General features: G+C 59.6%; 23 protein-coding genes. 9 read left to right on the top strand and 14 right to left on the bottom strand.

The genetic code is table 11. From position 1 onward, the window contains the following. Positions 1-114: 114 nt before the first annotated feature. From AC1DXW_RS12235 to AC1DXW_RS12205, 7 genes are all read right to left on the bottom strand, one after another. Positions 115-459 carry a ribonuclease E inhibitor RraB gene (locus tag AC1DXW_RS12235; protein ID WP_477754168.1) on the bottom strand — a complete coding sequence of 115 codons (345 nt, stop codon included), beginning with the start codon at positions 457-459 and terminating at the stop codon, positions 115-117. 210 nt (positions 460-669) lie between these two features. Next, positions 670-903, bottom strand: coding sequence for a hypothetical protein (locus AC1DXW_RS12230; protein ID WP_477754169.1), 234 nt, complete (start codon positions 901-903; stop codon positions 670-672). Positions 904-1054: 151 nt separating this feature from the next. Continuing rightward, positions 1055-1930, bottom strand: a complete 876-nt coding sequence (gene speE, locus AC1DXW_RS12225) for a polyamine aminopropyltransferase (RefSeq protein ID WP_477754170.1) — start codon at positions 1928-1930, stop codon at positions 1055-1057. A gap of 252 nt (positions 1931-2182) precedes the next feature. Continuing rightward, positions 2183-2374: a PLD nuclease N-terminal domain-containing protein gene (locus tag AC1DXW_RS12220; protein WP_007993066.1), complete on the bottom strand. Its 192-nt coding sequence runs from the start codon at positions 2372-2374 to the stop codon at positions 2183-2185. 82 nt (positions 2375-2456) lie between these two features. Next, entirely contained in the window at positions 2457-2987 is a 531-nt protein-coding gene (locus AC1DXW_RS12215; protein WP_477754171.1) for a hypothetical protein, read from the bottom strand. A gap of 139 nt (positions 2988-3126) precedes the next feature. After that, positions 3127-3645 carry an ankyrin repeat domain-containing protein gene (locus tag AC1DXW_RS12210; protein ID WP_477754172.1) on the bottom strand — a complete coding sequence of 173 codons (519 nt, stop codon included), beginning with the start codon at positions 3643-3645 and terminating at the stop codon, positions 3127-3129. A 97-nt stretch (positions 3646-3742) separates the two neighbouring features. Then, entirely contained in the window at positions 3743-5581 is a 1839-nt protein-coding gene (locus tag AC1DXW_RS12205) for a long-chain-acyl-CoA synthetase (protein WP_477754173.1), read from the bottom strand. A 382-nt stretch (positions 5582-5963) separates the two neighbouring features. Here AC1DXW_RS12205 and AC1DXW_RS12200 point away from each other — a divergent pair, with 382 nt between their 5' ends. Next, a complete protein-coding gene (locus AC1DXW_RS12200) occupies positions 5964-6242 on the top strand; it encodes a DUF3509 domain-containing protein (RefSeq protein ID WP_108219055.1) in 279 nt (92 codons plus the stop codon). Between the two features lie 61 nt (positions 6243-6303). On the opposite strand, the gene mtnC is transcribed toward AC1DXW_RS12200, so the two are convergent. Genes mtnC through aroC form a run of 5 tightly spaced genes read right to left on the bottom strand, consistent with a single transcriptional unit; the run spans position 6304 to position 10446 of the window. Next, complete coding sequence (mtnC, locus tag AC1DXW_RS12195) at positions 6304-6987, bottom strand: acireductone synthase (RefSeq protein WP_477754174.1); 684 nt, start codon at positions 6985-6987, stop codon at positions 6304-6306. A gap of 4 nt (positions 6988-6991) precedes the next feature. Further along, positions 6992-7537, bottom strand: coding sequence for a 1,2-dihydroxy-3-keto-5-methylthiopentene dioxygenase (locus AC1DXW_RS12190; protein ID WP_477754175.1), 546 nt, complete (start codon positions 7535-7537; stop codon positions 6992-6994). 20 nt (positions 7538-7557) lie between these two features. Continuing rightward, a complete protein-coding gene (locus AC1DXW_RS12185; protein WP_477754176.1) occupies positions 7558-8178 on the bottom strand; it encodes a methylthioribulose 1-phosphate dehydratase in 621 nt (206 codons plus the stop codon). Next, complete coding sequence (locus AC1DXW_RS12180; RefSeq protein ID WP_477754177.1) at positions 8175-9320, bottom strand: MFS transporter; 1146 nt, start codon at positions 9318-9320, stop codon at positions 8175-8177. Before AC1DXW_RS12180 ends, AC1DXW_RS12185 begins: the two co-directional genes overlap by 4 nt. A gap of 34 nt (positions 9321-9354) precedes the next feature. Continuing rightward, entirely contained in the window at positions 9355-10446 is a 1092-nt protein-coding gene (gene aroC / locus AC1DXW_RS12175; RefSeq protein WP_218431318.1) for a chorismate synthase, read from the bottom strand. Positions 10447-10529: 83 nt separating this feature from the next. Here aroC and AC1DXW_RS12170 point away from each other — a divergent pair, with 83 nt between their 5' ends. Together AC1DXW_RS12170 and AC1DXW_RS12165 are read left to right on the top strand one after the other, a co-directional pair. After that, complete coding sequence (locus tag AC1DXW_RS12170) at positions 10530-11528, top strand: alpha/beta hydrolase (RefSeq protein WP_477754178.1); 999 nt, start codon at positions 10530-10532, stop codon at positions 11526-11528. 99 nt (positions 11529-11627) lie between these two features. After that, positions 11628-12419 (top strand): hypothetical protein, encoded by a 792-nt coding sequence (locus AC1DXW_RS12165; RefSeq protein WP_477754179.1) that lies wholly within the window; start codon positions 11628-11630, stop codon positions 12417-12419. 138 nt (positions 12420-12557) lie between these two features. Here AC1DXW_RS12165 and prmB read toward each other — a convergent pair whose 3' ends face one another. After that, positions 12558-13466, bottom strand: a complete 909-nt coding sequence (gene prmB / locus AC1DXW_RS12160; protein WP_477754180.1) for a 50S ribosomal protein L3 N(5)-glutamine methyltransferase — start codon at positions 13464-13466, stop codon at positions 12558-12560. Positions 13467-13704: 238 nt separating this feature from the next. Here prmB and AC1DXW_RS12155 point away from each other — a divergent pair, with 238 nt between their 5' ends. The 5 genes from AC1DXW_RS12155 (at position 13705) to AC1DXW_RS12135 (ending at position 16482) form a co-directional block, all read left to right on the top strand. Continuing rightward, positions 13705-14295, top strand: a complete 591-nt coding sequence (locus AC1DXW_RS12155) for a cysteine hydrolase family protein (protein ID WP_477754181.1) — start codon at positions 13705-13707, stop codon at positions 14293-14295. Positions 14296-14426: 131 nt separating this feature from the next. After that, on the top strand, positions 14427-14747 hold the full coding sequence (locus AC1DXW_RS12150; RefSeq protein ID WP_477754182.1) for a hypothetical protein: 321 nt from the start codon (positions 14427-14429) through the stop codon (positions 14745-14747). Between the two features lie 78 nt (positions 14748-14825). Beyond that, the gene (locus tag AC1DXW_RS12145; protein ID WP_477754183.1) at positions 14826-15383 is read left to right on the top strand and encodes a Smr/MutS family protein; all 558 of its coding nucleotides are present in this window, start codon (positions 14826-14828) and stop codon (positions 15381-15383) included. Between the two features lie 77 nt (positions 15384-15460). Beyond that, positions 15461-16006 (top strand): GTP cyclohydrolase I FolE, encoded by a 546-nt coding sequence (gene folE / locus AC1DXW_RS12140; protein WP_007988130.1) that lies wholly within the window; start codon positions 15461-15463, stop codon positions 16004-16006. Positions 16007-16110: 104 nt separating this feature from the next. Then, on the top strand, positions 16111-16482 hold the full coding sequence (locus AC1DXW_RS12135) for a glutathione S-transferase N-terminal domain-containing protein (RefSeq protein ID WP_150724597.1): 372 nt from the start codon (positions 16111-16113) through the stop codon (positions 16480-16482). A gap of 168 nt (positions 16483-16650) precedes the next feature. Here AC1DXW_RS12135 and AC1DXW_RS12130 read toward each other — a convergent pair whose 3' ends face one another. Next, a complete protein-coding gene (locus AC1DXW_RS12130) occupies positions 16651-17817 on the bottom strand; it encodes an aminotransferase-like domain-containing protein (protein ID WP_477754844.1) in 1167 nt (388 codons plus the stop codon). An 82-nt stretch (positions 17818-17899) separates the two neighbouring features. Between AC1DXW_RS12130 and AC1DXW_RS12125 the strand changes: the two genes are divergently transcribed. Then, the gene (locus AC1DXW_RS12125; RefSeq protein WP_477754845.1) at positions 17900-18334 is read left to right on the top strand and encodes a MarR family winged helix-turn-helix transcriptional regulator; all 435 of its coding nucleotides are present in this window, start codon (positions 17900-17902) and stop codon (positions 18332-18334) included. The last annotated feature ends 36 nt before the right edge of the window (positions 18335-18370 follow it).

Genomic DNA, 18370 nt, shown 5'->3' with positions numbered 1-18370 from the left:
GTCGGATCGCCGCACCGCAGCTCCTACGGGGTCGTGTTCAATGTCCTGTCGGCGAAAACGAAAACGGCCAACCCGAAGGTCAGCCGTCATTGCCGGTTGTCACTGTTCATAAGATTATGCGAGTCGCCCTCGTACCTCTTGTTTCACACCCCAGCCTTCGATGATGCCGCCCAACGGCTCGACCACCGCTTCGAAACCCTGTTCGAAATCGCCGATGTCGTCGTAGGTGGCATACATGACTTTGCACAACTCCAGCGCCCAGGCGCCATCGTCGCGCACACTGACTTGCGCATCCAGGGCTTCACCACGGTGGAAATGACCTGCCGCCCTGCGTGCCCGCTCCTCGTCCGGGAAAATGGCGTAGAACTCGATGGGATGAAACCGCGAAAAGTCAAAACCGCCTTCTTTCATGCGGCGCAACACGCTGCTGCTGATGTCTTCTTGATAGGCTGTGCTCATGAAACGTCCTCCTCAAAACGATGGATAGACTTTCCGTACTCCCTCACCCGCAACCGAACAGCGCGAGCGACGGCAACCGATGTGCCGGCGGGAAACAAGCATGGAGCTGACAAGACCAGACCTTAGCGATTCATTCGCTGATCTCGCTTGCAGAGTAGCCTCAAGATAGAGCCTCTGCCAAGGCCTGGATGTGAATGCGACAGGTGCCGTTCAGATTGGAGTAATGCCGAGGATTTGAATGCTGTTCTGGGTCTTGAGGTTCTTGACGCTGGCGTCAGCGGTTCGCCCTTCCAGATCGTTCAGATCCAGTTCGGCGGCAATAGGAAGGAGCCGGGCCTTGATGAGTTTGGCAGCGCGTTCGTTATCCGGGCACTCGTCGCACTCAAAGACTTCGTCGACAGTTTCACCGTGATCATCCACGAAAGTGATTTTCCACTTTTGCATCAGAGCCTCCTAGAACAAACCCGCAAATGGGCTTACATCTATCTGGACTTTTGCCCTGAGTGATCGTTCAAACGGTTTATGGGGTGTTGGCATGAAATCATGGAACTGTGGGAGCGAGCCTGCTCGCTCCCACAAGGGTTGCGTCCTACTTTCAGTCGTTGCTTGGCTTGCCCACAGCCTGCAGAACGTACTGCGGCAAGGCGAAGGCGCCGATGTGGATTTCCGGGTTGTAGTAGCGGGTGACGATGCCGCTGCCGGCGAAACGCTGTTGCAGGGTTTCACGAGACAGTTGGCGATAAGCGGTATTGGTGGCGCCCCAGGCGAAGGTCATCGAGCCACCGATGTAGGTCGGCACGGCGGCCTGGTAGAAGTGCCAGTCCGGGAACAGGCTGCGCAGGCGACCGGCGGTGGTCTTCACTTCTTCGATCTGCATGAACGGCGTGCCGTTCTGCGTCACCAGAATGCCGCCTTCGTTCAGGCAGCGGTGGCAGGCCTGGTAGAAGTTTTCCGAGAACAGCACTTCCCCCGGTCCGATCGGGTCGGTGGAGTCGGAAATGATCACGTCGAATTTTTCAGTGGTGGTGGCGACGAAACGCATGCCGTCGTCGATCACCAGGTTCAGGCGTGGATCTTCGAATGCACCTTTGGAGTGGTTCGGCAGGAATTCCTTGCACATGTCGACCACGGTGCCGTCGATCTCGACCATGGTGATGTGCTCGACACTGCGGTGCTTGGCCACTTCACGCAACATGCCGCCGTCGCCGCCGCCGATGATCAGCACACGCTTGGCGGTGCCATGGGCGAGGATCGGCACGTGAGTCAGCATTTCGTGATAGATGAACTCGTCGGCTTCGGTGGTCTGGATCACGCCGTCCAGCGCCATCACCCGGCCCATGCGCGGGTTCTCGAAGATCACCAGGTGCTGGTGCTCGGTGCGCACTTCGTGCAGCAGTTTTTCCATGCGAAAACGCTGGCCGTAGCCTTCGTAAAGGGTTTCCAGGTAGTCGCTGGTCGGGGTGTTGCTCATGGGAAGTGCTCCGATGAATGCGGGTGGCAACGGACGGTTACCCGCCCATGATGGTCATTCGATCGTATCGATTGACCGGGAAAGGCGCGCATTCTACGTCGCGGAACATGACAGGTCGAACCTTCGTCATCGAAGTACCCGCAGAACATTGTGGGAGCGAGCCTGCTCGCGAAGCGGCCGATGCGGTGTCAGTGGCTCCGCGTTATCGTTCTTCGCGAGCAGGCTCGCTCCCACAGGTTCAGTGTCGCCTGTTCAGAATTTGACGTTGCCCCGCGGTCCGGCGATGGCCCAGATGATCAGTCCCAGCACTGGCAATAGCGCAATCAGCAGCACCCAGAGGATTTTCATCCCGGTCTCGGCGCTACTTTTGAAGACGTTGATGATGGCCCAGATGTCCAGGGCAAAAATGATCAAGGCAACCAGGCTGTTGAACGTGGAACCCATGGTGACGCTCCTGAAGAGTGATTTGCCCTCTCAGGATAGACGGTCGTCGCGAGGGTTCCTTTTTATTGACAGTGTTTGGCTATCAGACGTGGATCGCCACTTTCAAGGCTTCCAGGGATGGCGCGGCCACGATGCCGACTTCGGCGCTCAATTCCAGCACGCGTGGCAGGTCATTGCCGTAGACCAGCACCACCTGCAACTCGTCATCGAGCAACTGGCTGAAATTCATCAGCGTGTAGCCACCGTTTTCCTTGTTCATGCTGCTCATCTGCACCTGGATGCGGTTGAGCGCGGTCAGGGCTTCGGTCTTCGCCAGTTGCTTGGGCTTGAGATTGAACTCCACCCCCGGACCGAACGAGGCGACGATTTGCGCGAACAGATCCATGTAGGTGTCCGCCTGGAACAGCACCGTTTCCGGCAGGCTGCCGACCACCACCCACTCACCCAGCGGGATCGGGAAGCTGTCGTCGTAGTTGATGTCCGGATTGGCGGTCAGGAAAGCATCCTGATCGGCGTAGGCCTGGGCCGCTTCGTCCGCGACCTTGAGGATTTCGTCTTCGCCCATGCACCCGGAGCTGATTTTGCTGATGAGTTCGACAAGTGCGGCTTTCATGGAGCGGATCCTGTAGCGAGGGGAATGTTGAGGGCGCGAAGGATAGCGCAAGCCAAAAAAGATCGCAGCCTTCGGCAGCTCCTACAGGTGTACGCCACTCAATGTAGGAGCTGCCGAAGGCTGCGATCTTTTAAAGCAATCAGCCAATCAGCTTCTCAAGCTGAGCAACCGTATCGGTAGCGCCCATGGTTTTAGCCGCTTCCAGCGCGGTGATGCCATTGGCGTCCTTGGCTTTCGGGTCGGCGCCCTCGCCGATCAGGTAATCGACCACTTCAACGCGGTTGAACATCGCCGCCATCATCAGCGCCGTGCGGCCATCGAAGGACGAGCCTTCAACCTGCGCGCCACCCTCGACCAATGCCTTGATCACCGCCAGGTCGCCCTTGAAGGCGGCGCCGGCAATCGGGCTCTGGCCGTTGTCGTTGCGGATCTCCGGGTCGGCCTTGTGCTCCAGCAGGACTTTTACCGTGTCCACATGTCCGTGGTACGCGGCCAGCATCAGCAAGGTATCGCCCTTGTGGTTACGCAGGTTCGGCGGCAAACCCTTGGTCAGCAGCGCGGCCATCATTGCCGCATCGCCCTCCCGTGCCTTGTTGAATACCTGTTCGGTGAATTCGGCGGCTTCTTCGGGGGTCATCTGGCGGCTTTTGTCTGACATTGGGCACTCCCTTTTCTGTCATTCGTAAAAGCCGACAGTTTCCCGAGCGGCCCCGGCACTGTCACTTGTTTTTTCTCATGGGCCGCCATAGCCAGATTCAATAGCGGTACTTTCCGTCGTGAATGTCGGACAACAACTGCTCGGTGACCTGCACGTAAGTCTGGGTCCCCGGCAGCCAGGCATAGATCGGGTCATCTCCGGTTTTACCCGGGTCGAAGGCCTCGTCCCTGAGTCGGGTCTTCTGATATTTGAACGTTCCGGTGGTTTCCATTTTCACTTTCACCCGCAGGAACAACGGCACCGCATAGGCCGGCATTTGCTCACGGGCGAAGGCCAGCAGTTCGCTGAAGTCCAGGGTTGCCAGGGATTCGGCAGGCGTGATCGCCGCCATCCCGGCGCGGCCATTGGTGTTGCGGATTTCCACGCCATAGGCCACGGCTTCGGAAATATGCGGGTGTTGCAGGAGTATGTTTTCAACCTCCGTGGTCGAGACGTTTTCGCCCTTCCAGCGGTAGGTATCGCCCAGGCGGTCGACAAACTGCGCATGACCGAAACCGATGTTGCGCAACAGGTCGCCGGTGTTGAAGTAGCGGTCACCCTTCTCGAACACATCCTGGAACACGACCTTGGCGGTTTTCTGCGGATCGGTGTAGCCGTCCAACGGTGCCTTGTCGTCGATTTTCGCCAGCAACAACCCCTGCTCGCCCTTGGCGACCTTGCGCATCAAGCCATTGGCCTGACGAATCGGCGCGCCGCTGTCGTGGTCGTACGCGACTAGCTCCCAGGACATCAGGGAAAAACCGATGGTGTTGTCGAAATTGAGAATATTGGTGAAACCGATATTGCCATCGCTGGCGGCGTACAGCTCACAGATGTGATTCACCGCAAAGCGGGTCTTGAACTCGCTCCAGGCGCCGGGACGCAGACCGTTGCCGATCATTTTCTTCACATCGTGCCGGCTGTCGTCGGCGCTGGGCGGTTGATCGACCAGGTAGCGGCACAGTTCGCCGACATAACCGATGGTGGTCGCCCGGTACTTGCGCGCATCGCTCCAGAACTGACTGGCGCTGAATTTGCGGCGGATGGCGAACCCGCTGGCACCACTGACGGCCGCCCCCCAGCACACGCAAAGGCCCGTGGCGTGGTACAGCGGCAAGGTGCAATAGACGACATCGTCGGGGCGCATGTCCAGGGCGATCATGCCGAAGCTCGCAGAGCTGCGCATCCAGCGTCCGTGCTTGAACACGCCAGCCTTGGGCAGGCCAGTGGTACCCGAGGTGTAGATATAAAAACAGGGATCGTCGAAGAAAATCTGCTGGCTGCCGGGTGGGTTTTCGCTGGCATCGTCGAGACTGGCGGTCATCAGGTTGATGAAACCTTCAGGCGCGATACCCGGTTGGCGAGAGGTGTCCTGATCGGCGACGAACCAGGTTCGGTCAGCCTTGATCGACACCCGATCACGCACCGTCAGGTACGCCGGGACCAACTCTTCACCGACAACGATCGCCACCGGCGCCACCAGATTCACACTGTGCACCAGGGTGTCGCGGGTCTGCGAGGTATTGAGCAGCGCACTGATCGCGCCGACCTTGGCCACCGCGAGAATCGTCACCAGCAGTTCCGGACGGTTCTCGATAAAGACCGCCACCACATCACCCTTGCCGATGCCTTGGCCGATCAGATGATGGGCGATGCGATTGGCCCATTGGTTGACCTCGGAGTAACTGAGCGTTACGTCGCCTTGCAACAGCGCCGGGCCATCCGGGTTGCGCAACGCAGCTTGCTCGACACTCCAGCCCAAACCACACGCCTGGGTCGGGTCCTTGACGTTGGCGGCCTTCATGCCCTTCACCACCCGGGGGATGGCCTTGGCGATGGAAGGCAACTTGCGGAGCATCATGCCCCAGGTAATCGTGTCGTTCGACGTACGGCTCATGATTGCTCCCGTTCGATCTTTTTTTATTGTCGGGTGGCTATGACTGAGCCCGAAAATACGTCAACGGTTCTTGAGCTGTACACGCGGTTTTTGAAATGTTTTGTATCCGCGATCTTGATCTACGATCTTGATCCGCGATCTTGATCTGCGATAGCGCTGCGCGAAGATGATCCCGTGCGCGCCAATTGGTTCCATCGAGTCGCCGACGTACCTGCAAAATGCAGGATGCACGATGGCCATTCATGCAGATTGCACGAAAGCAAAAATCACCAAAAACAATAAGCTATTGATTTTATTAACACTTAACCACTGAAAATACTGGCACAAAGGCTGCAACAGTCTCCCCATGCTTACCATTCAAGTCATCACGGAGCTGAACGACATGAGCCTTATCCAGGAAAAATTTTCGTCCTTGTTCTCCAACTTCGCAGTCACTACCCAGGACCGCCCTGATGGCGGGATTCTGCTGACCTTGCGCAGCGCCGACGGCAGAGAATTCATGCGCTCGATCTCCTACCAGCAATTGCACAATGGCGATCAACTGTCCTGGGTCATCAGCGCGATTCGCCGTGACCTCGCTGAACAGGCCAGCGAATTGCCGCAGATTTCCATGCTGCAGAGCCAGCAACGGTTTGCCCTGCCGACCTATCACTCGCTGTAAAAAACATTGTGGAAAAACACTGTAGGAGCGAGCCTGCTCGCTCCTACAAGTTGTGTAGTGCTTAGAAGGCGGCAGGATCGATCCGCGCAAAGCTGTCCACGGTGACATGCCCTGCCAGTTCACCGCCCTCACGGGCCAACCCGCAAGTGGCCATCCCCGCCACACGCGCCGCCTCGAGTTCTTCGACGATGTCCGACAAAAACAGAATCTGTGCCGCCTCGACCTCAATCGCCTGCGTAATGTTGGCGTAGGACTGCGCTTCGCGCTTGGGCCCTGAAGTGGTGTCGAAGTAACCACTGAACAACGGTGTCAAATCCCCCGCCTCCGAGCAGCCGAAGATCAACCGCTGGGCCTGGATCGAACCGGACGAATAAACAAAAAGTTGATAACCGTCCTGATGCCAGTGCTTGAGCGCGTCAACGGCGTCCGGGTACACGTGCCCCTTCAACTGCCCGGCCAGATAGCCCTGCTCCCAGACCATTCCCTGCAACGCTTTCAACGGAGTGGCCTTGCGGTCTACGGCAATCCAGCCCAGCAGGATCTCGACAACGCGCTCGACATCGGCGTCCGGCTCATTGCTGTCGCGGCGCACGGCAGCCAGTTGCTCCGCCACATCGGCGCGTTCGGCGTGCTGACGGACAAACGCCGGCAAGTGTTTGGCGGCATAGGGGAACAGCACGTCGAACACAAAACTCACCGCGCTGGTGGTGCCTTCGATGTCGGTGAGAATCGCTTTGATCGGCATCGACTCAGTCCTCCAGGCGTGGGAATTGGCTGGCGATGTCTTCGCCGGTGAAGTTGGCCACCCAGCCTTCCGGATTGTTGAACAGGCGGATCGCAATGAAATGCGGGTGCTCGCCCATGTCGAACCAGTGTTTGGTGCCCGCCGGCACCGAGATCAGGTCGTTTTTCTCGCAGAGCACCGCGTAGACGTAATCGTCGATGTGCAGGGTAAACAGGCCACGACCGGCGACGAAAAATCGTACTTCGTCTTCGCCATGGCGGTGTTCGTTGAGGAACCTGGCACGCAGTTCGGCTTTTTGCGGGTGGTCGCTGTTGAGGCTGATCACGTCAACGGTGATGTAACCGCGTTCGGTCATCAGCTTGTCGATTTGCTCTTGATAGGCGGCGATCACTTCATCCTGGCTGGCGCCCGGCTGGAGTTTTATCGCGGCCTGCCAGCGGTCGAAACGCACGCCCTGCTCGGCCAGGGTCGAGGTGATGTCTTCGAAATGGGTCAGCACCTTGTTGGGGATCTCAGGGCTGGAGACGTGATAAACGGACAGGCTGCTCATCAGGGCAACTCCTTAACGGTTCATGCTTTAAAGAGCGAGCGCATCTTCAACTCGCACTCGAACAAAAATTCAAAGGCCTCGATCTGCCGCAGGGCATCGCTCATGCGCGCGCCCCAAGTGTAGAGGCCGTGGCCGCGAATCAGGTAGCCGACGCAATCGGGATGGGCGTCCAGCCAAGGCTGCACCTTGGTGGCCAGGTGCGCAATGTCCTGATCGTTGTCGAAAATCGGCACGCGCACCCGGGATTCGTGGGTGGTCACACCACTGAAGGCTTTTTGCAGTTCGTAGTCTTCGAACTCGATGAAGTCTTGCGGCGTCAGGCGCGACAGCACGGTGGCATTCACCGAATGGGTGTGCAACACCGCACCGATCTCAGGGCGCCAGCTGTAGAGCTGGGTGTGCAACAGGGTTTCGGCGGACGGCTTTTTGCCCGGTTCCAGGCTGTTGCCCGACAGGTCAGTGGCCAGCACGTCGTCCATGCCGAGTTGCCCCTTGTGCTTGCCGGACACGGTCAGCAAGGCTTCGGTCGGCGACAGGCGGGTCGAATAATTGCTGCTGGTGGCCGGCGACCAGCCGCGGCCGTACAGAAAACGCCCGGCGTCGATGATTTCCTGGGCGAGGTGTTCACGGGTAAGGCTCATGGCCTGTCCTCTTGCATACGTGTGGCAATGATAACGGCAGCCGCGACGGCTGCGAGACTGGCAATACTAAAGGTCCATGCCGCACCGAGGGCATTCCAGCTGTAGCCGGAATACAACGCGCCCAATGCACCACCGGTGCCGGCCAGGGCGGCGTACAACGCCTGACCCTGGCCTTGCTGGCGCGCACCGAAACTACGTTGCACGAATGAAATGGCAGCGGCGTGAAAGCTGCCGAAGGTTGCCGCGTGCAACACCTGGGCGAACAACAGCACCCAAAGAAATTCTGCGAGCGAGCCCAGTAACAGCCAACGCAACGCCGCCAGCAGAAAACTGGCCATCAGCACCCGGCGCAGCGAGAAGCGGGCAAGAATCCGGCTCATGGCCAGAAACGTCAGCACTTCGGCGACCACGCCGACCGCCCAGAGCATGCCGATCACGCCACGGCTGTAACCCAGGCGCTCAAGGTGCAAGGTCAAGAACGTGTAATACGGCCCGTGGCTCATCTGCATCAGCGCCACGCAGGCGTAAAACGCCAATACGCCAGGGTTGCGCAGTTGCTTGAGGAAACCCTCCCCCGCCACCCGGTTGCCCGGCGCCGGTTGGGCATTGGGCACCCACAGGCTGCTGAGGACGATACCGGCCATGATCAACACCAGCGCCGCCGGGTAGATGTCCAGGCTCAGCCATTCGAACAAACGCCCGAGCGCGACCACGGTAATGATGAAACCGATCGAGCCCCACAGGCGAATCTGGCTGTAGCGCGAGGTCTGGCCCTGCAAGTGCGCCAGGGTGATGACTTCGAACTGCGGCAACACCGCGTGCCAGAAGAACGCATGCAAGGCCATGACCATGGCCAGCCAGGCGTAGGTCTTGCTGACGAAAATCAGCGAGAACGTCAGCAGCGTGCACACCGCGCCAAAGCGCACGATGGCCAGCCGCCTACCGGTGTAGTCGCCCAGCCAGCCCCAGATATTCGGCGCCACGCAGCGCATCAGCATCGGGATCGCCACCAGCTCGCCGATGCGCGCGGCACTGAATCCGAGGTGATCGAAGTACAGCGCCAGGAACGGTGCTGTCGAACCGAGCAAGGCGAAATAGAACAGATAGAAACTGGAGAGCCGCCAGTACGGGAGCGCCGCCACGCCTGTCAAACCGCAGCGGCTGCGAGGTCAGCCATTAAAGCTGACCCAGCACCGGCGTGCTCACGCGCACATCGGCGTTCTGCCCACGGTGGCGCAGCAGGTGGTCCATCAACACGATGGCCATCATCGCCTCGGCAATCGGCGTGGCGCGGATGCCGACGCACGGATCGTGACGGCCCTTGGTGATAACTTCCACCGGGTTGCCGTGAATGTCGATGGAACGGCCCGGTGTGGTGATGCTCGACGTCGGCTTCAGCGCCAGGTGCGCAACGATAGGCTGCCCGGAGGAGATACCGCCGAGAATGCCGCCGGCATTGTTGCTGAGGAAACCTTGCGGGGTCATTTCATCGCGATGCTCGGTGCCACGCTGGGCGACGCTGGCGAAACCGGCGCCGATTTCCACGCCCTTGACCGCATTGATACTCATCAGCGCATGGGCCAGTTCGGCGTCGAGACGGTCGAAGATCGGCTCGCCCAGGCCCGGCATCACGCCTTCGGCGACCACAGTGATTTTCGCGCCGACTGAATCCTGGTCGCGGCGCAACTGGTCCATGTAGGCCTCCAGTTCCGGCACCTTGTCCGGGTCCGGGCTGAAGAAGGCGTTCTGCTCCACCGAATCCCAGGTCTTGAACGGAATTTCGATCGGCCCGAGTTGGCTCATGTAGCCGCGAATGACGATGCCCTGGCTGGCCAGGTATTTTTTTGCAATCGCACCGGCCGCGACGCGCATCGCGGTTTCGCGGGCCGAGCTACGGCCGCCGCCGCGGTAGTCGCGCTCACCGTATTTGTGGTGGTAGGTGTAGTCGGCGTGGGCCGGGCGGAACAGATCCTTGATCGCCGAGTAGTCCTTGGACTTCTGGTCGGTGTTGCGGATCAGCAGGCCGATCGAGCAGCCAGTGGTGCGACCTTCGAACACGCCAGAGAGGATCTCGACTTCGTCGGCTTCCTGGCGCTGGGTGGTGTGGCGGCTGGTGCCGGGTTTGCGGCGGTCCAGGTCGCGCTGCAGATCCTCCAGGGATATCTCCAGGCCCGGCGGGCAGCCGTCGACAATGGCGACCAACGCCGGACCATGGCTTTCGCCCGCGGTGGTGACAGTGAACAGCTTGCCGTAGGTATTGCCGGACATGCAGGACGCTCCGTGAAATGAACCTGAATACGTAATGCGCGCCAGTATACGCAGGCTACCCAAGTAGTTCATCCTCGAACCTTATGGGTGCCTGTGAGTCCAACTGGCATCTTCTGGATGATGGCGCGATGATGCTGCGAGTTCTTGCCTTGAGCCTTACCCTGATTTCCGGCTTCGCCCAGGCGACTGTCCTGCAACGACCGATCACATTGGATACCGGCACCGGCGAGCTTTTCGGCTCGCTGTTACTGCCAAAATCCGACAATCCTGTGCCGGTTGTCCTGATCATTTCCGGCTCCGGCCCTACGGATCGCGACGGAAACAACGCCGACGGCGGGCGCAATGACAGCCTCAAGCGCCTGGCCTGGGTGCTGGCCAAACACAACATCGCCAGCGTGCGTTACGACAAGCGCGGCGTGGCCGCAAGCCTGGCCGCCACGCCGGACGAGCGCAATCTGACGGTAGAGGCCTATGTGTCCGATGCCGAAGCCTGGGGCCAGAAGCTCAAGTCCGATCCGCGTTTCGGCAAATTGATTGTGCTGGGTCACAGCGAAGGTGCCTTGATCGCCAGCCTCGCTGCGCCGGGCATCGATGCCGACGCGGTGATTTCCGTCTCCGGCAGCGCCAGGCCGGTTGATCAGGTCATCCGCCAGCAACTGGGCAATCGCCTGCCTCCACCGCTGATGCTGCGCAGCAATGAATTGCTCGACAGCCTCAAGGCCGGGAAACCCGACGACAAGGTGCCGCCACCGTTGCAGGCGATTTTCCGTCCGAGCGTGCAGCCGTACCTGATTTCCCTGTTCCGCCAGGACCCGTCCGCGGCGTTTGCCAAGCTGAAAATGCCGGCGCTGATCATCCAGGGCAGCAACGACATCCAGGTCGGCGTCAATGACGCAAGGCTGCTCAAGGCCGCCAAACCGGACGCCGAACTGGCGCTGATCGAGGGCATGAACCACGTCATGCGCATCGTGCCCAACGACGTCAAACGCCAGATGGCCTCCTATAAGGACCCGCAGTTGCCCCTGGCAGCGGAACTGGGCACGCGAATCCTCGGGTTTATTGACGGACTTCGCACCAGTTGACCCCTCTTTACCCTCCAGTCCTGGGAAAAACGGCCGATAAGCCTTTGTCGCCGCCACATTGGTTGGCGACACGCTGAGCTTGGACAGGATCTCGCCGTTATGACTGATACCCAGACTTCACCCGACACCAGCGCTGAAACTGACGCACCGCCAGCGGTCGAGCTGCCCTGGGCGGACGTCCACGTCGAGCACCACAAGATGCTCCGTCTGGCACCGCTGCAGACTGACCGCAACACGGGCGGGCGCCCATTGCGCTTTGTCGAATCAGGTTATGCCGAGCGCAACGACAAGGCGCGCAGCCTGATGCGCATGAGCATCACCCTGCCCGGCCAGCGTGTGCGCAAGGAACAGAATCATCTGGACGTGTGGGTCGATCACGCCGAAAAGCGCGTGCATTTCGGCCCGGACAGCAGTTTGCAGGTTGAACCGCTGAACCGTGGCATTGGCCGCTACCTGGCGGCCCAGGGCATCAACTGGGCGAAGAAACGCTGGCCGACCTACACCGTCGACGGCTTTGACCTGAACAACAAGGATGCGCTGAACGAAGACACCCGCCTGCGCCGCGATCACTTTTTGCGTGTGCACGGTTTCGACGTGGTGTATGCCGATGCCCAACATTTGAAAGGCAGCGTCAAGCCGGTCAAGGTCGGCGACCTTTCTGGCGACTGGAACAGCGAAAAACTGCAGGTCGTGGAGATCCTCGAGGCGGCGCAGATGCTCCAGCAAGCCGAGCAGAACCTGGCCGAGCAGGAAGTCAAACTCAAGAAACACGAAGAGAAAGTCAGCAAGTACAAACGCGAAGACGCCGGGCTGCGTTTCACCATCACCTGTCTGGTGGCGTTCGCGGTGTTTCAGGCGGGATTGCTGATCTGGATTGCCACGCACCGGTAATCGGCGGTGCGGTCATTTCTTGTAGGAGCGAGCTTGCTCGCGATGGACGTTAACGATAACGCGTGCTTTCTGGATAAACACATCGCTCTCAGGTCCATCGTCGGAACGCCGCCCGGAGCAAGCTCGCTCCTACAAAGGTCAGACGCGGGAAGCGAACAACGCCTGATGCTCCCGGCACTGCTGCGCACTCAGCATGAACACACCATGGCCGCCACGCTCGAACTCCAGCCAGGCGAAGTCGACTTCCGGGTACAACGCCTCGACGTGCACCTGGCTGTTGCCCACTTCAACAATCAGCAAGCCCTTCTCGGTCAAATGATCCGCCGCTTCGGCGAGCATGCGCCGTACCAGGTTCAAACCGTCGTCACCGCAGGCCAGGCCCAGCTCCGGTTCGTGCTGGTATTCGTCCGGCATGTCAGCAAAATCTTCCGCATCGACATAGGGCGGGTTCGACACGATCAGGTCGAAACGTTGTCCCGGCAAGCCCTCGAAACCATCGCCCTGCACCGTGTACACACGCTCATCGACACCGTGGCGCTCGATGTTCTGGTTAGCTACTTCCAGCGCTTCGAACGACAGGTCCGCCAACACCACCTCGGCACGCTGGAACTCGTAGGCGCAGGCGATACCGATGCAACCGGAACCGGTGCACAGGTCGAGAATTCGCGCCGGCTCGTTAGCCAGCCATGGGGTAAAACGGTTTTCGATCAACTCGCCAATGGGTGAACGCGGGATCAGCACGCGCTCATCGACGATGAACGACATGCCGCAGAACCAGGCCTCGCCCAACAGATACGCCGTAGGCACCCGCTCTTCGATGCGGCGCTTGAGCAAAAGCTGCAGGTGGACCACTTCGTCTTCTTCCAGATTGCAGTCGAGGTAGCTGTCGGCGATTTCCCACGGCAGGTGCAGCGCRCCCAACACCAATTGCCGGGCTTCGTCCCAGGCATTGTCGGTGCCATGGCCGAAAAACAGATCCTCCCCATGGAAGCGGCTGACGGCCCAACGGATATGGTCACGCAGGGTGCGAAGGCGGGAAGTGATCACGACGGCAAACTCCAGAAAAATCGACGGGCGATTCTACCAGTCAAACGACGTTACGACGACGCGGGAAACTACCGATTCAAATGTAGGAGTTATCCGTTTTTTCGCCAGGCTATTGAACAAAATGCGACTATTGACAAGGCTACAGGCCAGCAACGACGGCACCTACGATCGTAGCGATTCACAGAACCGCTCAGCCAGAGGACAATGTCGCAAAAGCCCCACTCCAAGGAGCCCCAGAATGTCTGTTCCAAAAACGATGTTTCAACTCAGCGGTCGCGGCTATGCAGCGGCCAATCTGAGCCATGCCACGCTGGTCATCATCGATGCCCAGAAAGAATACCTCAGCGGTCCCCTGGCCCTGAGCGGCATGGATGAAGCTGTCGCGAACATCAAGCAACTGCTCGCCGCTGCCCGCGCCGCCGGCCGGCCGATCGTGCATGTCCGCCACCTCGGTACGCTCGGCGGGTTGTTCAACCCCCAGGGCGTAGGTGGTGAATTCATTCCGGGCCTGGAGCCACAGAGCGATGAAACCGTCATCGGCAAATTGTTACCAAGCGCCTTTCACGGCACCGAACTGGCCAAACGCCTGGAAGACCTCGGTGCCCTTGACCTGATCGTCTGCGGTTTCATGAGCCACTCCAGCGTCAGCACCACCGTGCGCGCCGCCAAGAACCTGGGTTTTCGCTGCACCTTGGTGGAAGATGCCTGCGCCACCCGCGACCTGCCATACAAGGGCGGCGTGCTCAGCGCCGAACACGTTCATCAGACAGAAATGGCGATCATGGCGGATAATTTCGCCACCCTCGCCCTGAGCCGGGAACTGATCTGATCGACGCTCAATGAGCGGCCTGGTATGCCGCTCATCCGCAAAAACCGCTCAATTGCCGTAATTGTCTTAGCCTCAGGAACATCCCGGTCAACTCCCGGTCGAAGGGCCGATACCCATTGAGGAAGGTCGGAATGAAGTTATCCGATGGTTTTGACGCTCGCCGCTTGCGACCCAAAGGCCAAAGCAACTGGCGTTTTCGAATCGGCGCGACGTTCGCGGCATTGCTGGCGATGTGCGGTGTGTTGCTTGTCATGGCCGGTGTCGCCAGCCTGCTCGGCCACGCACCCGCCCTGGGTGAATTGAACACCAGCCGCGCCGGTGCTGCCGTGATCCTGGTCATCGGCCTGTTCGTGCTGTACCTCGGCGTGTGGCTATGGCGCCGTTGCCGTCGTCGCTCGCGCCAGTCGCGGGAACTGGCCATGTCGCCGCACCTGATGAAAAAACACGACTGAGCCAAGCGTCGCGCGCGTTTTTGTCGCGCCCGATTCGCTTCGAGTTGGGTAAACTGGCCGCCCTTCGCGGAGGCTGACATGCAAGACGACGATTTTTCCCTGTTCAAAAGCGCGATCCAAGGCGTCAAGCCAATCAGGCACGATCGCGCCGAAACCGGCAAACCCAAGGCTGACCGCGCGCAGATTGCCATGCTGCGCCAAGCGGCCACCGTGCGCACCGAATCCACCACCGTAGACGGGCTGTCCGATCAGTTCGTCATCGACGTCGGCCCTGAAGACGAGCTGATGTGGGCGCGTGACGGCGTGCAGGAAAGCCAGATGCGCAAGCTCAAAGTCGGACAGATTCCGTTCGAAGGCAGCCTCGACCTGCACGGCATGAGCGTGGAAAAGGCCCGGGAAACCCTTTGGGCGTTCCTCGCCGAAGCCACCCGATTCGAAATCCGCTGTGTACGCGTCACCCATGGCAAGGCGGTACGCCTGGATGGCAAGCGGCCGATGATCAAAAGCCACGTCAACACCTGGCTGCGCCAGCATCCACAGGTGCTCGGCTTCACCTCGTGCCAGGCGAAACACGGCGGTGCCGGTGCGGTTTATGTGATGCTCAAACGCACCATGATGGAAGGTCGTGACGAGTAAAGCTGACGCGCTACGCTTGCAGCGTCGTGTCCGCCACCGTACCCTTGACCTTTGCGTAAAATCCCACAGGTAGTTTCATGTCCCTGGAACAGAATTACACCGCGATCCTTGGCCAACTGGGCGAGGACGTCTCCCGCGAGGGCCTGCTCGACACGCCCAAGCGTGCCGCCAAAGCCATGCAGTACCTCTGCCGCGGCTATGAACAGACACTGGAAGAGGTCACCAACGGTGCCCTGTTCAGCTCCGACAACAGCGAAATGGTGCTGGTCAAGGACATCGAGCTGTACTCGTTGTGCGAACACCACCTGCTACCGTTCATCGGCAAGGCTCACGTCGCCTACATCCCGAGCGGCAAGGTCCTGGGCCTGTCGAAGGTGGCGCGGATCGTCGACATGTACGCCCGTCGCCTGCAGATCCAGGAAAACCTCAGCCGCCAGATCGCCGACGCGGTCCAGCAAGTCACCGGCGCCCTGGGCGTTGCAGTGGTGATCGAGGCCAAGCACATGTGCATGATGATGCGCGGTGTGGAAAAGCAGAACTCGACGATGATCACCTCGGTGATGCTCGGCGAGTTCCGCGAGAACGCCGCGACCCGCAGCGAATTCCTCAGCCTCATCAAGTAATTCGCGGCACGAAGAAAACCGGCGTTCATCGCCGGTTTTTTTTCGTCTGCAAAAAATCAGGTAAGCTGCGCGCCCTTATTCATTAGCACCGTGAGGCTTTCAACGTGTTCGTAAAAGCGCTTCGTGTCGGCCTTGGCCAACTGATCATTTTCATCGACTTCATTACTCGTCCAAGCAAGAAAAAGCGCCCCGCCGCCGCTCAGGCCCAGGTCGAATCCGCCGCCAAGGGTCTGACCCTGTATCAATTCCACGCCTGTCCGTTCTGCGTGAAGACCCGCCGCACCCTGCGCCGCCTGAATGTGCCGGTGGCCCTTCGCGATGCGAAGAACAACGAACAGGATCGCCAGACCTTGCTGGAGCAAGGCGGCAAGATCAAGGTGCCATGCCTGCGCATTGAAGAGAATGGCCAGACCACCTGGATGTACGAGTCCAAGGTGATCATTGATTATCTGGACAAGCGTTTCGCGGCAGCCTGATGTTTATGTGGTGATCTGACTGACGCCATCGCGAGCAAGCTCGCTCCCACAGGTTTTGTGCACACCACAGCCCCCCTGTGGGAGCGAGCTTGCTCGCGATGAGGCCACTACAGCCACCACAAATCTCCAGGCAAAAATAAACCGGCCCTTGCGCCGGTTTATTTGTTTCTAGGCTGCCTGCACTGCCTGCGCCTGTCGCACCACCGCCGCTAATCGCTTGAGCCCCTCATCCAGCCGCGCCGGATCAATGTGGCTGAAGTTCAACCGCAAATACCCCGGATGGTTATCCGGCTCAGGGAAAAACGGCTCACCCGGCATAAACGCCACGTCATTGGCCAGCGCGGCGTTGAGCAAGGTGCGGGTGTCTTGCGGCTGCTTGAGTTTCAGCCAGAAAAACAACCCGCCCTGCGGTACGTTCCAGTCCGCCAGATCGGAGAAGTGAGTTTCCAGCGCAGCCTGAAACGCATCCCGTCGCCCCCGATAAAAATCACGCAACTCACTGCGGTGTTGCTGATATTTCTCGCTGCCGATCCATTGCAGTGCCTGCCATTGGCCGACCCGATTGGTGTGCAAATCCGCCGATTGCTTGAGTTTCAACAGATGGGGAAACAGGTCCGGACTGGCAATCAAGTAACCAACGCGCAAACCCGGTAGCAGGGTTTTCGACACGGTGCCGGTGTAGATCCAGCTGGCCTTCTTCAAGCGACTGACGATCGGTGTGGCGCTGCCACCGTCGAAGGTCAGTTCGCGGTAAGGCTCGTCTTCAATCAGCGTCACGCCAAATTCATCGAGCAACGCCGCCACCGCGTCACGCTTGGCTTCGCTGTAACGCACCGCCGATGGATTTTGGAAGGTCGGGATCAGGTAGATGAAAGCCGGTCGGTGTTGTTCCAGGCAAACGCGCAGCTCCGCCAGGTTCGGCCCCTCAGCCTCCAGCGGCACGGTCAGGCAATCGGCGCCGAATAACTGGAAAATCTGCAACGCCGCCAGATAAGTCGGCGCTTCGAGCAGGATCTCGGTGCCCTTGTCGATGTACAGCTTGGCGGCCAGGTCGAGGGTCTGCTGTGAGCCGCTGACCACCAGTACCTGGCTCGCCTCACATGGCACTCCCAACGCCCGCGCCTCGGCGGCCAGCGCCTCACGCAGCGCCGGTTCGCCTTCGCTCATGCCGTATTGACCCATGGAAACCGGCATCTCGGTCCAATCGACCTTCGGCAACATGGCTTCGGCCGGTAGACCGCCGGCAAACGACATCATCTGCGGACGCTGGGCCGCGGCGAGGATTTCACGGATCAAAGAACTTTTAAGGCGCGAGACACGTTCGGAAAAAGCCATGGGGATCACCGGTAGCGAGGCATGTGGAAAATGAGTCAAACTTGTTGACCGAAATTACGCCTCCTCGAACGGATACGTCAATATGCTTGACCTTAAAAACCCGCTTTCCCAGCAGCAAGCCATGGAAGCGTTTTTCTTCGGCTACCAGGCCTTCACCGCCAAGGCCGATGAAATGCTCGAACGTCGCGGCCTGAGTCGGGTGCATCAGCGCATCGTGTTTTTCATCGCCCGCTATCCGAACCTGAGCGTCAAGGAGCTGTTGGCGTTGCTCGGCGTGAGCAAGCAGGCGCTGAACATGCCGTTGCGGCAATTGTTGGAGATGCATCTGGTCGACAGCGTCGCGTCCGAGACTGACAAGCGCAAGCGTCTGCTGGAGTTGACCGACGAAGGCGCGCGGTTTGAACAGGCGCTGCGCCGTGAGCAGGTGAAATTGTTGGAGAGAGTATTCGGCGAGGCTGGGGAGACGGCGGTAAACGGGTGGCTGGCGGTGAATCTGGCGTTGGGGAAAAACCAGTAAAAATCTACCTGTCCTCAAGTCAGTCATCGCGGGCAA

The sequence above is a fragment of the Pseudomonas sp. P4_C4 genome, assembly GCF_056402055.1.
The sequence above is the reverse complement of the archived record's forward strand: the minus strand, read 5'-3'. Positions and strand labels throughout refer to the sequence as shown.

What these genes read in the sequence shown, in the direction of transcription:
- AC1DXW_RS12235 (WP_477754168.1), bottom strand. Translation starts at nt 459, where the DNA reads ATGAGCACAGCCTATCAAGAAGACATCAGCAGCAGCGTGTTGCGCCGC.
- AC1DXW_RS12230 (WP_477754169.1), bottom strand. Translation starts at nt 903, where the DNA reads ATGCAAAAGTGGAAAATCACTTTCGTGGATGATCACGGTGAAACTGTC.
- speE (WP_477754170.1), bottom strand. Translation starts at nt 1,930, where the DNA reads ATGAGCAACACCCCGACCAGCGACTACCTGGAAACCCTTTACGAAGGC.
- AC1DXW_RS12220 (WP_007993066.1), bottom strand. Translation starts at nt 2,374, where the DNA reads ATGGGTTCCACGTTCAACAGCCTGGTTGCCTTGATCATTTTTGCCCTG.
- AC1DXW_RS12215 (WP_477754171.1), bottom strand. Translation starts at nt 2,987, where the DNA reads ATGAAAGCCGCACTTGTCGAACTCATCAGCAAAATCAGCTCCGGGTGC.
- AC1DXW_RS12210 (WP_477754172.1), bottom strand. Translation starts at nt 3,645, where the DNA reads ATGTCAGACAAAAGCCGCCAGATGACCCCCGAAGAAGCCGCCGAATTC.
- AC1DXW_RS12205 (WP_477754173.1), bottom strand. Translation starts at nt 5,581, where the DNA reads ATGAGCCGTACGTCGAACGACACGATTACCTGGGGCATGATGCTCCGC.
- AC1DXW_RS12200 (WP_108219055.1), top strand. Translation starts at nt 5,964, where the DNA reads ATGAGCCTTATCCAGGAAAAATTTTCGTCCTTGTTCTCCAACTTCGCA.
- mtnC (WP_477754174.1), bottom strand. Translation starts at nt 6,987, where the DNA reads ATGCCGATCAAAGCGATTCTCACCGACATCGAAGGCACCACCAGCGCG.
- AC1DXW_RS12190 (WP_477754175.1), bottom strand. Translation starts at nt 7,537, where the DNA reads ATGAGCAGCCTGTCCGTTTATCACGTCTCCAGCCCTGAGATCCCCAAC.
- AC1DXW_RS12185 (WP_477754176.1), bottom strand. Translation starts at nt 8,178, where the DNA reads ATGAGCCTTACCCGTGAACACCTCGCCCAGGAAATCATCGACGCCGGG.
- aroC (WP_218431318.1), bottom strand. Translation starts at nt 10,446, where the DNA reads ATGTCCGGCAATACCTACGGCAAGCTGTTCACTGTCACCACCGCGGGC.
- AC1DXW_RS12170 (WP_477754178.1), top strand. Translation starts at nt 10,530, where the DNA reads ATGGGTGCCTGTGAGTCCAACTGGCATCTTCTGGATGATGGCGCGATG.
- AC1DXW_RS12165 (WP_477754179.1), top strand. Translation starts at nt 11,628, where the DNA reads ATGACTGATACCCAGACTTCACCCGACACCAGCGCTGAAACTGACGCA.
- AC1DXW_RS12155 (WP_477754181.1), top strand. Translation starts at nt 13,705, where the DNA reads ATGTCTGTTCCAAAAACGATGTTTCAACTCAGCGGTCGCGGCTATGCA.
- AC1DXW_RS12150 (WP_477754182.1), top strand. Translation starts at nt 14,427, where the DNA reads ATGAAGTTATCCGATGGTTTTGACGCTCGCCGCTTGCGACCCAAAGGC.
- AC1DXW_RS12145 (WP_477754183.1), top strand. Translation starts at nt 14,826, where the DNA reads ATGCAAGACGACGATTTTTCCCTGTTCAAAAGCGCGATCCAAGGCGTC.
- folE (WP_007988130.1), top strand. Translation starts at nt 15,461, where the DNA reads ATGTCCCTGGAACAGAATTACACCGCGATCCTTGGCCAACTGGGCGAG.
- AC1DXW_RS12130 (WP_477754844.1), bottom strand. Translation starts at nt 17,817, where the DNA reads ATGGCTTTTTCCGAACGTGTCTCGCGCCTTAAAAGTTCTTTGATCCGT.
- AC1DXW_RS12125 (WP_477754845.1), top strand. Translation starts at nt 17,900, where the DNA reads ATGCTTGACCTTAAAAACCCGCTTTCCCAGCAGCAAGCCATGGAAGCG.